The 16,886-nt window shown below is 40.8% G+C and carries 19 protein-coding genes and 1 pseudogene; 1 reads left to right on the forward strand and 19 read right to left on the reverse strand.

What is annotated here, in order from left to right:
- Positions 1-81: 81 nt before the first annotated feature.
- The 8 genes from BANVL01_RS22375 to metG all read right to left on the reverse strand — a co-directional run bounded on the left by BANVL01_RS22375 (position 82) and on the right by metG (position 8,522).
- Positions 82-267, reverse strand: a complete 186-nt coding sequence (locus BANVL01_RS22375; protein ID WP_066094496.1) for a small, acid-soluble spore protein, alpha/beta type — start codon at positions 265-267, stop codon at positions 82-84.
- 341 nt (positions 268-608) lie between these two features.
- Complete coding sequence (veg, locus tag BANVL01_RS22380) at positions 609-875, reverse strand: biofilm formation stimulator Veg (protein ID WP_066094493.1); 267 nt, start codon at positions 873-875, stop codon at positions 609-611.
- 238 nt (positions 876-1,113) lie between these two features.
- Positions 1,114-2,037, reverse strand: a complete 924-nt coding sequence (yabG, locus tag BANVL01_RS22385; RefSeq protein ID WP_425311853.1) for a sporulation peptidase YabG — start codon at positions 2,035-2,037, stop codon at positions 1,114-1,116.
- A 613-nt stretch (positions 2,038-2,650) separates the two neighbouring features.
- Positions 2,651-3,529 (reverse strand): 16S rRNA (adenine(1518)-N(6)/adenine(1519)-N(6))-dimethyltransferase RsmA, encoded by an 879-nt coding sequence (gene rsmA / locus BANVL01_RS22390; protein ID WP_066094490.1) that lies wholly within the window; start codon positions 3,527-3,529, stop codon positions 2,651-2,653.
- Complete coding sequence (gene rnmV / locus BANVL01_RS22395) at positions 3,526-4,083, reverse strand: ribonuclease M5 (protein WP_066097163.1); 558 nt, start codon at positions 4,081-4,083, stop codon at positions 3,526-3,528. The genes rsmA and rnmV overlap by 4 nt, the downstream gene beginning before the upstream one ends.
- Positions 4,084-4,286: 203 nt before the next feature.
- Positions 4,287-5,468, reverse strand: a complete 1,182-nt coding sequence (locus BANVL01_RS22400; protein ID WP_066094487.1) for a G5 and 3D domain-containing protein — start codon at positions 5,466-5,468, stop codon at positions 4,287-4,289.
- A 237-nt stretch (positions 5,469-5,705) separates the two neighbouring features.
- On the reverse strand, positions 5,706-6,473 hold the full coding sequence (locus BANVL01_RS22405; RefSeq protein ID WP_066094484.1) for a TatD family hydrolase: 768 nt from the start codon (positions 6,471-6,473) through the stop codon (positions 5,706-5,708).
- 78 nt (positions 6,474-6,551) lie between these two features.
- Entirely contained in the window at positions 6,552-8,522 is a 1,971-nt protein-coding gene (gene metG, locus BANVL01_RS22410) for a methionine--tRNA ligase (protein ID WP_066097160.1), read from the reverse strand.
- Between the two features lie 484 nt (positions 8,523-9,006).
- Here metG and abrB point away from each other — a divergent pair, with 484 nt between their 5' ends.
- Entirely contained in the window at positions 9,007-9,291 is a 285-nt protein-coding gene (gene abrB, locus BANVL01_RS22415) for a transition state genes transcriptional regulator AbrB (RefSeq protein ID WP_024026429.1), read from the forward strand.
- A gap of 43 nt (positions 9,292-9,334) precedes the next feature.
- On the opposite strand, the gene rsmI is transcribed toward abrB, so the two are convergent.
- The 11 genes and pseudogenes from rsmI to BANVL01_RS28075 form a co-directional block, all read right to left on the reverse strand.
- Positions 9,335-10,213: a 16S rRNA (cytidine(1402)-2'-O)-methyltransferase gene (gene rsmI, locus BANVL01_RS22420; protein WP_066094481.1), complete on the reverse strand. Its 879-nt coding sequence runs from the start codon at positions 10,211-10,213 to the stop codon at positions 9,335-9,337.
- Positions 10,191-10,511, reverse strand: coding sequence for a GIY-YIG nuclease family protein (locus BANVL01_RS22425; protein WP_439951359.1), 321 nt, complete (start codon positions 10,509-10,511; stop codon positions 10,191-10,193). Before BANVL01_RS22425 ends, rsmI begins: the two co-directional genes overlap by 23 nt.
- Positions 10,468-11,208 carry a tRNA1(Val) (adenine(37)-N6)-methyltransferase gene (locus BANVL01_RS22430; RefSeq protein WP_066094475.1) on the reverse strand — a complete coding sequence of 247 codons (741 nt, stop codon included), beginning with the start codon at positions 11,206-11,208 and terminating at the stop codon, positions 10,468-10,470. Before BANVL01_RS22430 ends, BANVL01_RS22425 begins: the two co-directional genes overlap by 44 nt.
- A 65-nt stretch (positions 11,209-11,273) precedes the next feature.
- Complete coding sequence (gene yabA / locus BANVL01_RS22435; protein ID WP_066094472.1) at positions 11,274-11,642, reverse strand: DNA replication initiation control protein YabA; 369 nt, start codon at positions 11,640-11,642, stop codon at positions 11,274-11,276.
- Between the two features lie 13 nt (positions 11,643-11,655).
- Complete coding sequence (locus tag BANVL01_RS22440) at positions 11,656-12,483, reverse strand: PSP1 domain-containing protein (protein WP_066094469.1); 828 nt, start codon at positions 12,481-12,483, stop codon at positions 11,656-11,658.
- Positions 12,476-13,483 carry a DNA polymerase III subunit delta' gene (holB, locus tag BANVL01_RS22445; protein ID WP_066094467.1) on the reverse strand — a complete coding sequence of 336 codons (1,008 nt, stop codon included), beginning with the start codon at positions 13,481-13,483 and terminating at the stop codon, positions 12,476-12,478. The genes BANVL01_RS22440 and holB overlap by 8 nt, the downstream gene beginning before the upstream one ends.
- Positions 13,484-13,513: 30 nt before the next feature.
- Positions 13,514-13,843 (reverse strand): cyclic di-AMP receptor DarA, encoded by a 330-nt coding sequence (gene darA / locus BANVL01_RS22450; RefSeq protein WP_034725482.1) that lies wholly within the window; start codon positions 13,841-13,843, stop codon positions 13,514-13,516.
- Positions 13,844-13,983: 140 nt separating this feature from the next.
- On the reverse strand, positions 13,984-14,607 hold the full coding sequence (gene tmk, locus BANVL01_RS22455) for a dTMP kinase (RefSeq protein ID WP_066094464.1): 624 nt from the start codon (positions 14,605-14,607) through the stop codon (positions 13,984-13,986).
- A gap of 30 nt (positions 14,608-14,637) precedes the next feature.
- Complete coding sequence (locus BANVL01_RS22460; RefSeq protein WP_066094461.1) at positions 14,638-16,077, reverse strand: aminotransferase class I/II-fold pyridoxal phosphate-dependent enzyme; 1,440 nt, start codon at positions 16,075-16,077, stop codon at positions 14,638-14,640.
- Between the two features lie 86 nt (positions 16,078-16,163).
- Positions 16,164-16,382, reverse strand: a complete 219-nt coding sequence (locus tag BANVL01_RS22465) for a sigma factor G inhibitor Gin (protein WP_066094458.1) — start codon at positions 16,380-16,382, stop codon at positions 16,164-16,166.
- Between the two features lie 317 nt (positions 16,383-16,699).
- Positions 16,700-16,886 (reverse strand): annotated as a pseudogene (locus BANVL01_RS28075) (hypothetical protein); the annotation flags it as partial.

The raw sequence follows: 16,886 nt of genomic DNA on the forward strand, positions 1-16,886 counted from the left end.
ATTTAAGGCCAGAGAGCGAACTCCCTGGCCAGTCTGTGGTATCGATTTGTTTAAATAAAAAGCGGAAGTGCCTTTTCTAGCTTACGACTTCTGGTTCTGATTTCTCAGCTGTTCTTCCGCAAGTTCTATGGCACGCTTTACCATATTCCCTGCATCCCTTGCCCGGATACCGCCCCATCCCTCTTTTTGAACGACATCATAGAAACCAAGCTCTTTAGCAAGTTCCTCTTTAAACCGATTGGACATGATACCTCTTCTTCTGCCCATCTAAACAACCCCTTCCATACCACAGTATTGTTAGTATGAGATAAAGAAGGATTTTCACTATTTCCAAAATATCCTTAAAACGCAATGGCGCTCCGCCCCTTTTTACAAAACTAATAGGGCGTTCCACATCACCATCAACCATGGAAATAAATTGAAAGAACCATCCCTGCCAATAAAGGCGGTGTGAGCAGAGCATAGCTTCACCAATTCATAGCAAAATCGTATATTTTCCATTCAACTTAGATATACTAATTGGCTTTTGCGGCGCTCCGCCCCTTTTCCATACAAAGGATAGCAAAAGGCAGTAAACGTTATGTTTACTGCCAGTCATTGCTTATATACTAGCTTAAAGCTACATGTCCTGCTGCTGCATCGTCGTAGAAGGTAATTTGCACTGTTTCTGTTAATACATCCGCATAGCTGTAAGAAACACGCTCGAATGAATTTTCATCTTGATCTAATTCAATAACAAAAACAGATGGGTAAGTTTCTGCTAAAACACCGGAACGTTCGATTGTCTTCCTGCGTCCTCCGTTTGCTTTTAGCAATAATCTTTTCCCTAAATTCGTGTCAAGAGCCTTTTTGATATCGGCTAAGGTTTTTGGCATTCGGTCCACCTCACTATGTAAAGTATAACACACTGACATAGTACTGTCAAACAAAAACATAAATTATATCAGTACCACAAAAAGATTGTCAACATTTTTTATTCTACTTTTTCTACTAAATTTCAACATTCCTAGTGTTACCTTATTTATAAGGGATTATGTATCCGACATTGACAAAACCTAAAAGGCGCTCCGCCCCCTTTCCTAAAAAGAAATAAGCCTTTGAGTACCTAAAGGCTTATTCCTCCATTTCTTGAATCGGCCGGTAGGGCATCCCGGTGCGTAACACACCTTTTGTTTCAAGACCACCCAGACCCTTATCTCCCGTTAAAGTATTCCGTAAAACATCCCAAACGTTAATTCTTTCCATAAACGGGGTAAAGCTTATTTTTGCGACAATATAGACTGGGTCAAGCGCATGAATATTAATCCTTGCAGGTGAGCTGGCAAAGTTTGCTCCTGCGTGAATAAGCGATTCAAAATGGGATTGGCAGGCACCTGCAAAGATGACCAGTTGATCTAAATGGGGGACCCTTTTTCGTGCCTCCTTCACCGTTTGCACGAAATGTTTCGAATGGCGATAGGCGTTAATATCCGTCATCTTTCCCTTTGCCTTTGAATAGGCATCATGTCCGGTGATGACAAGAATATCTGGGCGATAATGATCAATCAATTCACCAATCTTTTCAGCCATTTCCTTTTCATTACAATGGATGCCCAAAACAGGTACGCCAATTTTCTCATATAATGCCATACATTTTTTCAAATAGGCTGGATCCCCGTCCAAATGGAGAACCCTTCCTGGGATTTGGAAATAACTGCTTGGCTTTACATAGCCGCTCGTTGCATCATATTCCTGCCTGGATTTCAATAAATCAACATCCTGGGTAAACAGCCTTAACGACTGTTCCTCAAGTGTCCTGTATTCCTGTCTCAGCTTCACCCTTTCATTTTGATTAACGACTACCAAATCAGCGTAAGGGGCATCTGCTGCCAGGCGGAAATCCTCACCATAAAGGATGGCAAATTTCTGGCCGTTGATTATGCGTATATCAATAACACGAAATAGAATATCACAGCTATATGATTTTCTACCGACAATATCATTTATGTTTATATCCACCGCCGTCACTCCAATAAGACCAGCAAAAAGGCCTTTCATATAGGGTTTCTCTCATAGGCTATGCAAACAAGGGTGTCCATGTGAAAAAAAACCAGACCAAAAAAGTGGCTAACGGGCTTACTTGTGAGGTGCGAAACGCTAAATCATAAACCTAATCACATAGCATATCACATAAATTTTACAACACAATTCACAGTATACTGCACAGTCAAAAAGGCTTAGAGATGCAAATATCTCTAAGCCTTTTTTTATATTTTCTTTTTTTCAGTAAAGCACCGGTAAGTTGTAAAAGTTCATTAGACGCTAAAGCAAGTCTGATAAAATAAGCGGAGAAATTTCTCTTAATTAGGAAATCACACTGAAAATAGCTCAAATAGACGGAAAGATTCCGCCTATTGACTCGAAAAACGTAAAAATGGGTAATTTTCCTTTGTTTAATCGGAAAACTTCCGCTTATATCCCCCGAACCAAGCCCTTTTCTGTAGACTAACCGAAAAATCTCCGCTTATTTTAAATATCACTGGTTACTCAATTAAGGGAGCGTGTTGCAATTCTTTAGGTTGTTGCCCCCTGCTGATTGCAGGGACAATCCATTAATGAATAATTGCCAAGAATGATTTCCTTTGTCGACAATCTAAGACCCAAAAAGGGTCTAGTGAAAATAAGGGTATAATTCATCACTTAATCGGCCAAATTCCTCTAAGGAAAGGGTCTCACCTCTTCTTGATGGTTCGATCCCGCACACATTAAGTGCAGCGAGGATATCCTCTTTCTTTTGTTTCCCTTCAGGCAGCTGGCTTGTTAGATTGTTGAGCAGGGTTTTTCTCCTTTGGGCAAAGCAAGATTTTGTAATTTGAAAAAAGAAATCCTCACTTTTTACAGTTACAGCAGGCTGCTCCCGTTTTGTCAGTCTGATTACTGCAGAATCGACATTCGGCTGGGGAACAAACACTGTTTTCGGAACAATCATGACCGTCTCTGCTTCTGTGTAATATTGGATCGCGATGGAAAGCGAGCCGTATTCCTTAGTACCTGGCCGAGCTGAAATTCGGTCAGCTACCTCTTTTTGAAGCATACAAACAATCCCTCTAATTGGCAGCTTGTCCTCCAACAGCTTCATAATGATCGGCGTCGTCACGTAATATGGTAAGTTGGCTACGACCATAACATCGTCAATCCCGCTAAATTCTTCAGCAAATACAGCTTGGACATCCGCTTCCAATACATCTTTATGAATAATGCTCACATTTGGATACGGCGACAGCGTTTCCTTTAAAATCGGTAATAATCGTTGGTCAATTTCGAAGGCTACGACCTTTTTACTCGTTCGGGCAAGCTGTTCGGTGAGTGCACCAATCCCCGGACCAATTTCAATTGCTCCTGAATTTTCATTCAAATCAGCAAAGCTGACAATTTTTTTTAAGATATTGGTATCAATTAAAAAGTTTTGACCAAGGCTTTTCTTAAAGGAAAAACCGTACTTTTCGAGAATAGCCCTTGTTCTCACAGGGGTAGCGATATCTTTATTCATTTTTGTTCCTCCTGACGTACAACGCTTAGTGCTTCCGCAAATTCCTGTCTGCTAATTTGGAACATCATTAAGCGCTTATGCAGTTGTTTTCCATTTGTATAGCCAATTTTTAAAAGCTTACCAAGCATGATTCTTCGGTCTTTTGCTCCTTCTCCGCCAATAAGACCTGCGCTCAGTAAATCTTCCTGCGTTATTTCTTCTGAAATTGACTCATGCATGAGTTGGGCATCCTTCAAGGCCTCTCTGATTGCCTGAGGACTGGCATGTTCAACGCCGAGGCCCTTACCTGTTTTCGCAATCGCCTCCTCTTTCGCTAAAAACGCATGTTTACAGCCTGAAACACTGGCGGCAATTGTCTTTCTGATTTTTTCACCAGGATAATCCGGGTCTGTGAAAATAATTACACCGCGTATTGCCTGGGCCCGCCTTACCTTGTCAATTGTAGCTTCATTTACTGCAGACCCGTTTGTTTCAATGGTATCAGCATCAACAGCCCTTTTGATCGCCGTTGTATCATCTTTTCCTTCAACAACAATAATTTCTTTAATTTTCATGCTCAAGCGAAAGCCTCCGTAACAAAAAATAAAAATTTGAAAAAAAACTGAAACATTTTTGTAATGTCCATCGTCTATATTATCGAGAAGATTCATACAATGAAAGTAAAGAGAAACAATAATGTACCCGAGTTTAGTATAAAGAAAATTAAGGAAAAAGCAAAATGCAGAGGATAACTAACTCCTCTGCATCCGAGTAAAAATCACTCCAAAATTTTTATCTTTACTTTCTTACGCCCCCAGCGGTAGCAATCCGCGTTTGACGGCATAAATAAATCAATTTTATACCCTTTAATCACGCCACCTGTGTCAGCCGCTACAGCATAGCCATAGCCTTCTACATACACCTTTGTTCCGAGCGGAATGACTCTTGGATCGACAGCAATTACTTTCATGTTCGGATTAGCCCGAAGGTTTAGACCTGTTGCCGTCAGCCCTGAGCAACCATTGCAGAAAGCTGTATAGGCTGTTGCAGTCACGTAAAACTCTTTTCCTGTTTCAGCTGCCCCTCGCGATACCTGCAGGGCCATATCCTTCATTCCAACAGCCACCACTTTATCCTGTTTGACAGCAATATTCTGCTCACTTATCAGTTTCCTAGAAACTTCTTTGCCATTTTCAAGCACGACTTCGTATTGTTTGGACACACGGCCATGCTTTCCATGAGTTATGATTTTTTCTTTCCCTTTTTCTAAGCTTTCATCCTTTTTGGTAACCACGGCAAACTGAACGGGTTCTTCCACTACATCGGTGACTTTTTCTACTCGAATGACGTTAACAACACCATTCTCAGAGATGGTTTCTGTTAATGACGGTTCAACTCGGTCTAATTCATTTAGCTCGATGCCCTGCTGCGTTAAAAAGTCAGCGACCGTAGCCGAAGTGGCCCAAACTTGCTGTTCTTTACCTCCGTCCACAAAAGTAAGATGGTGAGCGATGTTGATCGCAATATTCATCTTATCTTTTATTGCCGCTTGTGGTTTAGGTGAAATTTGATCCTGTTCCTTCAATACAATTTTCTGCTCTGCTAGGAGTTCAGCCACCGTTGCAGCTGTCGTCCAGACGGCTTTACCCTCGTTGTCTTTGACAATACGAACCTTGTTTGCCTGTTTCCATACAACCTTAAGGTGGTCTCTCACCTTCGTATTGGCCTTTGGAGACAAGTAGTCCTGTGAGCGAGGTGATACATCCAGTTCATCTAATAATTCTTTGACGGTTTCTGCATGTGTTTTTACGACCTGTTGCTCGCCATTAAGTGTAATTGCAACAGTGTTCTTTGATCCTTCAAACAGAAGAACCCCGAGCGCTGTTAGCAACACTATAAAACTAGCAAAGACAATGGTCAATGATCTCCCGCTCCAAGACATAGAAAACAGGTTTTTCATGTGTTTGAATACGATGAAAAACGCCTCCTTTTTCTCAGAGAGATTATTTCTATCATGTTGTCGGCTGTTAATCCTTGCTTATCCTGTGAATGTATTTCTAATTATGCACAAAACTGGAAACAATGCAAAGAGAAACTTATCGACATGATTATCCTATGTTGAAAAGGAGACGTGTAGAACTTTTTGTTATTAGAAAAAATTAAGACAAGCTTCCTGCCGCTTCGACAATTTCCTTTATCACTTTATGGCGAATACTTTTTTAGCATTTCGTGTCGTTGCCTCTGCCACTTCCGCAAATGTCAATCCTTTTATTTCGGCAATTTCTTCAGCAACTAGCCTCACATACCCCGGTTCATTCCGTTTCCCACGATAAGGATGCGGGGCTAAATAGGGGCAGTCTGTTTCGATTAACAGTTTATCTAATGGAATTTCTGCCGCCACTTCCTTCGGTTTTTTTGCATTTTTAAAGGTAACAGGGCCGCCAAGGGAAATATAAAAGTTCATTTTTACACATTCCTTTGCGACTTCTGGGCTGCCGCTAAAGCAGTGCATAATGCCACCTACCTCATCTGCCCCTTCTTCCTTCAAGATTTCAACGATATCTGCGGTCGCCTCGCGATTGTGAATGACAATGGGCAGCTTCACTTTTTTGGCAAGCCGAATTTGTTTGCGGAAAACCTCTTTTTGAATCTCCTTAGGGGACTTGTCCCAATGGTAATCCAAGCCCATTTCGCCAATTGCGACTACCTTGGGGTGGGAAGTCAATTCCTCAATCCATACTAAATCGTCGTCGGTCATGTCGATGGCATCAACAGGGTGCCAGCCAACGCAGGCATAAATGAATTCATATCTTTCGGCTAGTTCCATGGCCCGTTCAATCGTCGGCCGATCAAAACCGACAACCACCATATTTGAAACTCCCTCATGTTGCGCCCTTTCAATCACTTCCAGCAAATCCTCGTTATATTGACTATCATTTAAATGTGCATGTGTGTCGAATAACATAGATTAAACTCCTTTCCATATAAAAAAAATAGAAATGTCCCGAAAATTGTTACACGTGGAACATTTCTATTTTCAACATTATTTTACCTTTGCTCCATTTGCCAATGTTTGATCAACGGTTGCAAGCGATAATACGCCATCTTTTGATCCAGCCAGAATCATTCCCTGCGATAATTCACCGCGCAGCTTTACTGGCTTCAAGTTCGTAATACAAATCACTTTCCGGCCGACCAAATCTTCCGGCTTATAAAACTGGGCAATCCCTGAAACAACTTGGCGTTTTTCATAGCCAAGATCGAGCTGCAGCTTCAGAAGTTTATCGGTCTTTTTTACAGGCTCCGCTTGTATGACTTCAGCCACCCGCAAATCAATTTTCATGAAATCATCAATCGCGATTTCATCAATGGCTTCCGGCTTTTCTTCTTTCTGTTCTTCTGCTGCCGGCGCCTGTGCCGCAGCATCACCGCCTTGCATTTTCGTTTTAATGAAGGCTACCTCATCGGCAATTTCAAGTCTTGGAAAAAGCGGTGCATCCTTTTTAACCATTGTGCCGCTTGGAATTCCTCCAAAGGTTTCAAGGCCGTCCCAAGCTTTAAGCATTTCATCCTCAATGCCCAATTGTGTAAAGACTCCATTTGGCGTCCGTGTCAAAAATGGTTGTAACAGAATCGCAATTCGGCGCAATGATTCAGCCAAATGAACCATAACACTTGCGAGCTCACCCTTTTGTTCCTCATTCTTAGCCAATGTCCACGGCTTCGTTTCATCTATATATTTATTTGTCCGGCTGACTAACTGCCAAATCGATGTTAACGCAACAGAGAATTCCATTTTTTCCATGGCTTCTTCGTATTTTACAACCGTTTCACGATTTACTTGCAGCAATGACTCATCAAATTCACCGACGGAACCTGCATAATCAGGGATCACTCCATTAAAATACTTTTCAATCATCGCAACCGTTCGATTGAGGAGATTCCCAAGGTCATTGGCCAAGTCAAAGTTAATTCTTTCAACAAAACCCTCAGGTGTGAACACACCATCGGCTCCAAAAGGTACTTCTCTCAATAAATAATAGCGAAGTGCATCAAGGCCGTAGCGGTCAATTAAGGTAACTGGGTCAACGACGTTCCCTTTCGACTTCGACATTTTTCCGTCCTTCATCAGCAGCCAGCCATGGGCAAACACTTTCTTTGGCAGCGGCACATCAAGAGCCATCAGCATAATCGGCCAATAAATCGTATGGAAACGAACAATTTCCTTTCCGACAAGATGGACATCTGCAGGCCAATAATTCAAGTATTTCGAATCATTGTCCGTACTATAACCGAGGGCGGTTATATAGTTGGACAAAGCATCAATCCAAACATAGATAACATGCTTCGCATCCCCAGGAACCTTAATTCCCCAGTCAAATGTTGTCCTTGATACAGCTAAATCCTCGAGGCCTGGTTTGATAAAGTTATTAATCATTTCATTTTTGCGCGATTCCGGCTGGATGAAGTCAGGATTGTCCTCATAATGCTGTAATAATCGGTCAACATACTTACTCATTCTAAAAAAGTATGACTCTTCTTTTACCTTTTCAACTGGACGGCCGCAATCCGGGCAGTTCCCATCCACTAGCTGACGGTCAGTATAAAACGCTTCACACGGAGTACAATACCAGCCTTCATACTGATCAAGATAAATATCCCCTTGTTCGAGCAGTCTAGCAAAAATCTTTTCAACAATTTGCTTATGTCTTTCCTCAGTAGTCCGGATAAAATCGTCATAGGAAATATCAAGCTTATTCCAAAGATCTTTAATGCCATCAACAATTCCATCGACATATTGCTGCGGTGTAATTCCCGCTTCCTCCGCTTTACGCTGAATTTTCTGCCCATGTTCATCCGTACCCGTTAAATACATAACGTCATAGCCGCGCAGCCTTTTGTAACGCGCCATTGCATCACCGGCAACCGTCGTATACGCATGTCCAATATGTAAATTTCCGCTTGGATAGTAAATCGGTGTCGTTAGATAAAAAGTCTTTAATTTTTCCTCCATTAAAATCCCTCCAAATGGGTAGGCAATCGAAAAACCCCATTCAACCATTATTGCCTCTTTTTCCCGCTTCTATCATCAAAATATACCGAAAAATGAACTTTTGTGCAAGAAACCGTTACTGCTAGAATTCCAGTTATTTAAATATTTTCCCTAATACACCCAAAAAGGGGTTAGAGCTAGCGAAACACTATAGATAGGGAGAGTTGTTATTGTAGAATTTTGTCGAAAAGTTTTTTTAAAAAAATTTTATTTTATAGTGCCAATTTACCTAAATTAACAGTTTACTTTGACAAAATAATTCCGTTTATCCTTGTAAACCAACAGTTGGTTTGACGGTAGAAAAAAATATTTTATTTTTTAAAATAAAATAATTGACGGATATGGGAATTTCTTGTATTATAAAAGTATGAAAAATTTGTCGAATAATGACGAATAAAAAAATAGATAGATAATCTTTATAGTTTCGAGAGGAGATAGGAAAAAAATGAAATCTACAGGTATTGTTCGTAAAGTTGATGAATTAGGTCGTGTGGTTATTCCGATTGAATTGAGACGTACTCTTGGTATTGCTGAAAAAGATGCTCTTGAAATCTATGTTGACGATGAGCGCATTATCCTAAAAAAATATAAGCCAAATATGACTTGCCAAGTAACTGGTGAAGTTTCTGATGATAATATGACACTTGCCGGCGGTAAATTAATTCTTAGCCGTGAAGGTGCAGAGCAATTAATCCAAGAAATTCAAAACAACCTTGAAGTAGCGAAATAAGGAAAAAAAGATCCAGCACTTTTATCGTGCTGGATCTTTTTTTCTATTGATTTTCTACATGATAGGCCTGATAAACCTCCCTTTTGTTAAGGTTCCGGTCTTTGGCTGTCTGTTTAATCGCCTCTTTCGAAGGAATATCTTTTTCAGTAATATATTGATTTACATGCTCTACAAGCGATAACTCGTGCCACCAACTTGGTCCTTCCTCCTGTTGTTCATCCGTTCCTTCGACAATCAAACAAAACTCGCCGCGTATTTCATCCTGGCTTGCCCAGGCGATTACTTCTTCAACCGTTCCTCTAATAAATTCCTCATATTTTTTCGTTAACTCCCTGCATATCGCTATCTTCCTATTTCCGAGAACCTCTTGGATAATGGCCAATGTTTCCTTGAGGCGATGCGGGGACTCATAAAAGATGATCGTCGCCGCCTGCCATTTTAAAGCCTCTAATTCCGCCCGCTTCTCTTTCTTGCTCCTATTTAAAAATCCAAAAAAATAAAAGGGCTGACAGGACAGGCCTGAGGCAATTAACGAAGTTAGAGCGGCGTTTGCACCTGGTAACGGGACCACTGGTACCCTTTCTTCAATCGCAGCTGCCACTAGTTCATACCCAGGGTCAGAGATGGCTGGCATGCCGGCATCACTAACAAGTGCTATTTTTAACCCTTCCTTCACCCTTTGAATCAGTTTCTCTCCGCTCGATTCCTTATTGTGCTCATGATAGCTGACGATAGGAGTTTCAATGTCAAAGTAATTGCACAGCTTTTTCGTATTCCGAGTATCCTCTGCGGCAATCAGATTTGCCTCTTTTAGGATTCTAACTGCCCGGAAGCTCATATCCTCTAAATTTCCAATCGGTGTAGGAACGAGGTAGAGAATTCCTTTCTGTTCTTCGTTCTCAAAGCTCTTCTGCTGCCACATGATCATCACCATTTTCTTTTAATAAAAACTCAAGCTTTTTTCTCCGTGGTAATCGCTTAAAATTGTATTCCGCCCTTAAGGCGTCACTTTTATTAGGATAGCCTTTAAAGTAGGTTAACTGGACCGGACCGCGTCCCCGGGTATATTTTGCCCCTTTTCCCTCATTGTGCATCCTAATCCGCCGGTCCAGATTATTCGTATAGCCGCCATAAAGGCTGCCATCTGAACATGTCAATACATAAAAATAGTGATGGCTACTCTCCATATAAAATTGCTCTGATTTCTTTTGTATATTCATCGTTTTCGTTATAGACAATGATAGGCGGGAGAATCTTAAGGTCCGGGCTGCCGTCCTTTATTGCTTCAATCAAGAGGGTATTGGCTTCCTTCCCTATTTTCGGGTAAACAAATTGAATCCGCTTGGGCTCGAGTCTATACTTCCGCATCAAAGTGATGATATCGATTAACCTGCCCGGGCGGTGGACGAATGCCACCTTCCCGCCTTGCCTAACTAGGTCACTAGAGGCCTTGATGGCATCCTCCAGCGTACAAAGTATTTCATGGCGGGCAATCGCCAGATGCTCATTTGGATTGATTTCCCCCGCTTCCTGCGTCGTAAAATAGGGCGGATTACAGGTGATGACATCAAACTTTCCATATCCTAACCGCTTCGCCATCTCCTTAATATCACCGTGAATCATCTGAAGGCGATTTTCGAGACCGTTATATGCAATGCTTCTTACCGCCATATCATAAAGGCGCCCCTGAATTTCGACACCTGTTATTTGCCCCTTTGTTCTTGCACTCAAAAACAAGGGAATCACACCATTCCCGCTGCAGAGGTCCAGTAAGTTTCCTTTCTGAATCGGAACATATACAAACCGGGCCAAGAGAACAGCATCAAGTGAAAAGGCAAAAACAGAAGGACTTTGGATAATTCTTAAGTTTTCCGCGAGTAAATAATCCAGCCGTTCATCTTCCTTTAAATTAACCACATAAATCCATCCTTTAAGCTGAAAATGTATGAAAAGAGAGGCTGATTTTCTCAGCCTCCTTAAGGTTATTTCTTATTAAGAAAAGAAAGACAAAATAGACAGTCGCCTTCCTTGCGAAGGCTCCCGAAATGAAGGTTGCAAATATGAAACCCTTCTTGATAAAGACGAGCGAGGTTATCATATCCTTCCCCAATATCAAACGGCTTTACATCAGGGGATTCGGCATTAGCTGCATTCTTTTTAGGTTCTGTTTTTTTCTTTTCTTCAGTGGTTACATCTAAACGGCGCCTCAAATGCTCATTTTCAAGTTTCAAATAATGATTTTCTTCTAGTATTTCAGCTAAATGCTGCTTTAATTCCCCAAGCTGCTGATAAAGACTGCCAATTTGTGTTTCCATATTACTTACCGACTCAAATATTTCTTTTTTATCCACTTCTTCCACCTCATTAATCTGTGGATTGTATAGACAAGGCACCTTCTTTAATGATTTCATCCAAGGTATATTCGAGAACTCGCTCTTGTTCCTTAAGTTCCACTTGAAGTACCCGTTCTAAAATATTTAATCCTACAACTTTCCCTCTACCCTGGGGTGTTTCAATGATTTCTCCTAAATCCGGTAACGCTTCTTTCGCAGATTCATATTCATCATTTTCATATTTTAAACAGCACATCAGCCGTCCGCAGAGACCGGATATTTTCGTAGGATTTAATGATAAATTTTGGTCCTTCGCCATTTTTATTGAAACAGGGTCAAAATCCCCTAAAAAGGTTGAACAGCACAGCATTCTGCCGCATGGACCGATGCCGCCAAGCATCTTAGCTTCATCACGGACACCAATTTGGCGTAATTCAATCCGTGTCCGAAAAATCGCTGCTAAATCCTTTACCAGCTCACGAAAATCAACTCTTCCATCCGCCGTAAAGTAGAAAATAATCTTATTTCGATCAAATGTATATTCAACATCAACAAGCTTCATATCCAATTGATGTTCATTCACTTTTTCATTACAAACTTCATAAGCTTCCTGGGCAGCCTGCTTATTTTCTTCGACAATCATCCGGTCCTTTTGGTCGGCAATTCTGACGACCTTTTTTAATGGAAGGACAACATCATGGTCCTCAACCTGTTTTCGGGCAATAACAGCTCTGCCATATTCCACTCCGCGGACTGTTTCGACAATCACGAAGTCATCCTTTTCAATTGAGAGGTCTCCAGGGTCAAAATAATAAATTTTCCCCGCCTTTTTAAAGCGTACTCCTACAACATCATACAAATGAAGATCCCTCCTGCAATTTTAACACAAGCTGTTCCATCATCAGCTGAGGATTCATATTCTTCTCGAGTTTCCGTTTTGCCTCAAGAATAGCTGACATTTGATTCGATAAGCGCCGTCCGGATGTTTTTAAGGCGTATTGTGTTAAGCGCTCACTATCAGCTTTAAAAACAATTTGCTCCTGCTTATCTAATTGTATATATAGTAAATCCTTAAATATAAGAAGAAAAAGTTCTAAACCGCGATGAAGCTGTTCTTTCTCTTTAAAGTGTTGAAACCATTCTAGTTGAAGTGTTACCATGGCCTCTAATGAATTCTTCTCCAACACCTCATATAATTTTAACACTATTTTTTGAGCTTGTGCAAACCATTCATCGACATTTAATTGCAATGCTTCATCAAGATTATTAGTAAGCTCCGCAAGCAGCGGGGCCTTTCCCGGATTAACGCCGTTTTCCACTAACTGTTTAATCATAACTTGAGGCGGAAGCGGCTGGAATGTTAGAATTTGGCACCTTGAAAGAATCGTTGGCAGCATTTGCTGCGGCTGTTCAGTTAGTAAAAAGGCCGCCGTTTCTGCACTCGGTTCCTCAAGAAACTTTAGCAAACTATTGGAGGCACTCACACTCATTTTATCTGCACCTGATATCAGGTAAACCTTTTTTAACGATTCTACTCCCTTTTTCGAAAACTCAGCTTGCAGGTTTCTGATTTGGTCTACTTTAATGGATAAGCCATCCGGCTCAACAATATGAATATCAGGATGATTGCCGCTATTAATTCGGCGGCAATTATGACAGGTCTCACAAGGTTTATAGCCATCAATGAGTGATTCACAAAATAGAGCCTTCGTGAACAACAACCCTATTTCCTTTTTCCCGGTCCCTTTCATGCCTTCAAAAAGGTACGCATGGGCTACTCGATTTTTCACCAAGCTGTTTTTTACCATTCGGAGTACGGCTGGCTGCAATTCTTCTAGTTGATCCCATGTTTTTACCAAGTTAATCACTCACTAACTTTATCAATTAAATTAAAACTGTAAATATTGCTCAATAGGAAGTACGAAAACAGTTGCTCCGCCAACCTCGACTTCGACCGGATACGGTACATAGGAATCTGCATTCCCGCCCATTGGAGAAACCGGTGAAACGAGTTGTTCCCTGGACCTGCAGTTATCTTTAATAATCTGCAGTGCACGATCAACGCGAATATCTTCTGTTCCAATCATAAAAGTGGTGTTCCCCGATTTCAGAAATCCGCCTGTACTCGCTAATTTTGTCGCCCTAAAATTATTGTCTACTAATGCCTTTGATAAACGATTGCTATCCTGATCTTGAACAACTGCTATGATGAGTTTCATCAAACCACCCTCTCTCCAATTTTCCGAATCTAGCTACCTCTGCCTATATTATAACAGGTTATCGTCCCGCTTACATTTGTAATAGGTTGGAAAAGCACTAATATTTTCTTTTTAACAAAAAAGCAGCCTTCAAACGTAGGCTACTTTTTTGCTAACTTGTTTTCAATCAGCTCGATTGTTTGTTTATAAACCTCGTTCACTGAACCGGATGCATCAATCCTAATGATTCTCGTTGGAAAACGATCCATTAATAGCTGATATCCTTGTCTAACCTTTTGGTGGAATTCAAGGTCTTCTAAATCGAGCCGGTTAATCTCTCTTCCTTTATTTTTGTTGATCCGTTGTAATCCGAGCTCTGGTTCAATATCAAAGTAGATGGTAAACTCAGGCATCATTTTTTCAATAGCAAATTGATTTATTGCCCAAACCTCATCGATTCCTAACCCGCGTGCATAACCTTGGTAGGCAAGCGAGCTGTCCACAAACCGGTCACAGAGGACGAGCTTCCCCTCAGCTAACGCCGGTTTTACTTTTTCTATTAAATGCTGCCTGCGTGCAGCCGCATAGAGTAATGCCTCCGTCCGCGGATCCATTGCCGTGTTCTCTTTCGCCAAAATGACATTGCGGATTTGCTCCGCGATATCAATACCACCCGGCTCTCTCGTAAGCAGGACGTTAGTAAACTGCTCCGCTACCATCCTGATGATGGTCGTCTTTCCCGCCCCATCGGGTCCTTCAAATGTAATAAATGTTCCGCTCGTCATTAAAATATTACCTCCATACCTGTAAAAATCTTAAGTTGTCCTAAAAATCTTAATCCTGCCCTTCTTTACCAAGGTGCTTCCTTGAAACCTGGCTCCGGATTGCAACAAGCGATTGAGCTGGTTAAGCTTGTCTATTGTAATTGTTTCACCCTTTAAAAGCAGAGGTATTCCTGGGGGATAGGGAATAACGGTTTCCGCACATACCAGGTTTAATGCCTTTTCAATCCGGACTTCTTTCTGAGTAAGTTTTTCCATGTCTTTATAGGGAATAGCTAACTCAGATATGGTTTGCCTATCGACCTGAATGTCTTCCTTTAGTTCTTGTACAGGTATATCTATAAGCGCCTGTATTGTTCTTTCTGCAGCCGCTTCGAACGGATAATACTGTCCTGCTTTTACTAAAGGGAGAATAAACAGGACATTGTATGGGTCTGCCAATTCCGGATAGATGGACTGTTGTTCCAATCTATTTTGGAGCTCAAAACCGCTTAATCCACATCGCGATTGAATCGTAATTTTTAAAGGATCTCCTTGATTATTTGGAGAATCTAACACTTTAATCGCCGGAATTTTGCTTAATTCCTCCTTAAAGCGGCTGATCGTTTTTAAAAGATAAGATAAATCCTTCCCATCATATGTAGCTAAATAATTCCTTGCTATGTCTAGTGACGCCATAATCGGATAGGAGGGGCTGCTTGATTGAAACATTCCCAGATATTCCTTAACCTTGTCCCGATTAATTAATGGACTGTTAATATGTAAAAAAGAACCCATTGTCATCGCCGGCAATGTCTTATGGGCGGACTGTACCACGATATCTGCCCCCATTTGGGTGGCTGAAGCTGGAAATGGGTCACCGACTATAAAATGCGGCCCGTGAGCCTCATCAATAAGAACCGGGATATGATGGAGATGGGCCTCCGTAATGATTCCTTCTAAATCATAAACCAATCCGTAGTAGTTAGGGTAGGTCAAAATAATCGCTTTTGCTTCAGGATAGAGGTTGATTGCTTCCTTAACAGTTTCAAGTTTGATGCCCCCGGCTGCTTTCCATTCCTGATTATATTCCGGCTCTAAAAAAACAGGTCTCGCTTTCGCTAATTTCAAGGCATTCAAGACTGATTTATGACAATTCCGTTGGACGAGAACAAAATCATCTTCCTCACATGCCGCCATAATCATCGCCAGGTTTCCTACTGTGGAACCATTAACAAGAAAAAAACTTTTTTCCGTTTGATATAACTCCGCTAAGAGTGTTTCTGCTTCTAATATGACGTCTTCCGGTGCATGTAAATCATCCAAACCTGACAGCTCGGTTGCGTCAATTTGTAATAGTTGCTTGAATACGGCATTTGCTTCGGGCTTATTGATCAAGCCCTGTTTATGCCCAGGAACATGAAAGGAAATCGGCTGCTTGTTTTCATGGTCTTGTAAGGCTTGGAATAAAGGTGTTTTCAATTGAGAGTTCATTTCCCATACTTCCTTCTAATAGTCTCATTCATTTTAAATGAAATCCCTATTCTAAGCAAAAAAAAGAAAGCCCGTAATGGACTTTGTTACGAAAAGATTTCCGGAGTTGTTATCTTTTTAAGCTGTTTTAGGAAGTATTTATATTTTGGATCATTTGTATCTGTTTGAATCAAATCATGTTCACATTCCGTACAAATAAAAGAAGTGTATAGATGTATGCCTTTCGGTTTTAAACTTTCGCATATAACACATGTTTCTTCATAATGATTATGTGCCAAAAATGAATTCAATTCCTCCACCTCCATACACCCATTCTGCCCTCAATCACCGATTTGTATACAATTTTTCGAATACTCTTGTTCCACACCCATCCTGTAATATAATATGTCGCAGGTAGCGATTGGGTGTATGTCTATAAGTGAATTCTTTCAAAACAATTCGTACTTTTTTGATTTGAATAAAGTCAATCGGGTAAAAAAATTTTTGGACTTGACGTTAAAGTTATGGATTTGATTCTTAATAAACCTTATTAAAGAGATTTTGAGGGAATTCGTGGATGGATTTGTCCTTAAAAGAGGGATTACTATCATAATGGGGTCCTATAAGCCCGTTTCTGGCCCGATTATGTATGTCGTTCTATATGTTCTTTCCACTTTATACGATTTACTTTCCAGTTTTGATCATTTACTTTCCAGTTTTGATCATTTACTGTCCGCTTTTTGAATTTTACTCTCCACTTAAGCTTTTTTACCTTTATATGCAAAAAAAAGACAATCCAGATAAGATTGTCTTTTTCCTTTGCCTGGCCG

This window comes from Neobacillus novalis NBRC 102450, assembly GCF_001591805.1.
Lineage (GTDB): Bacteria > Bacillota > Bacilli > Bacillales > Cytobacillaceae > Neobacillus > Neobacillus novalis.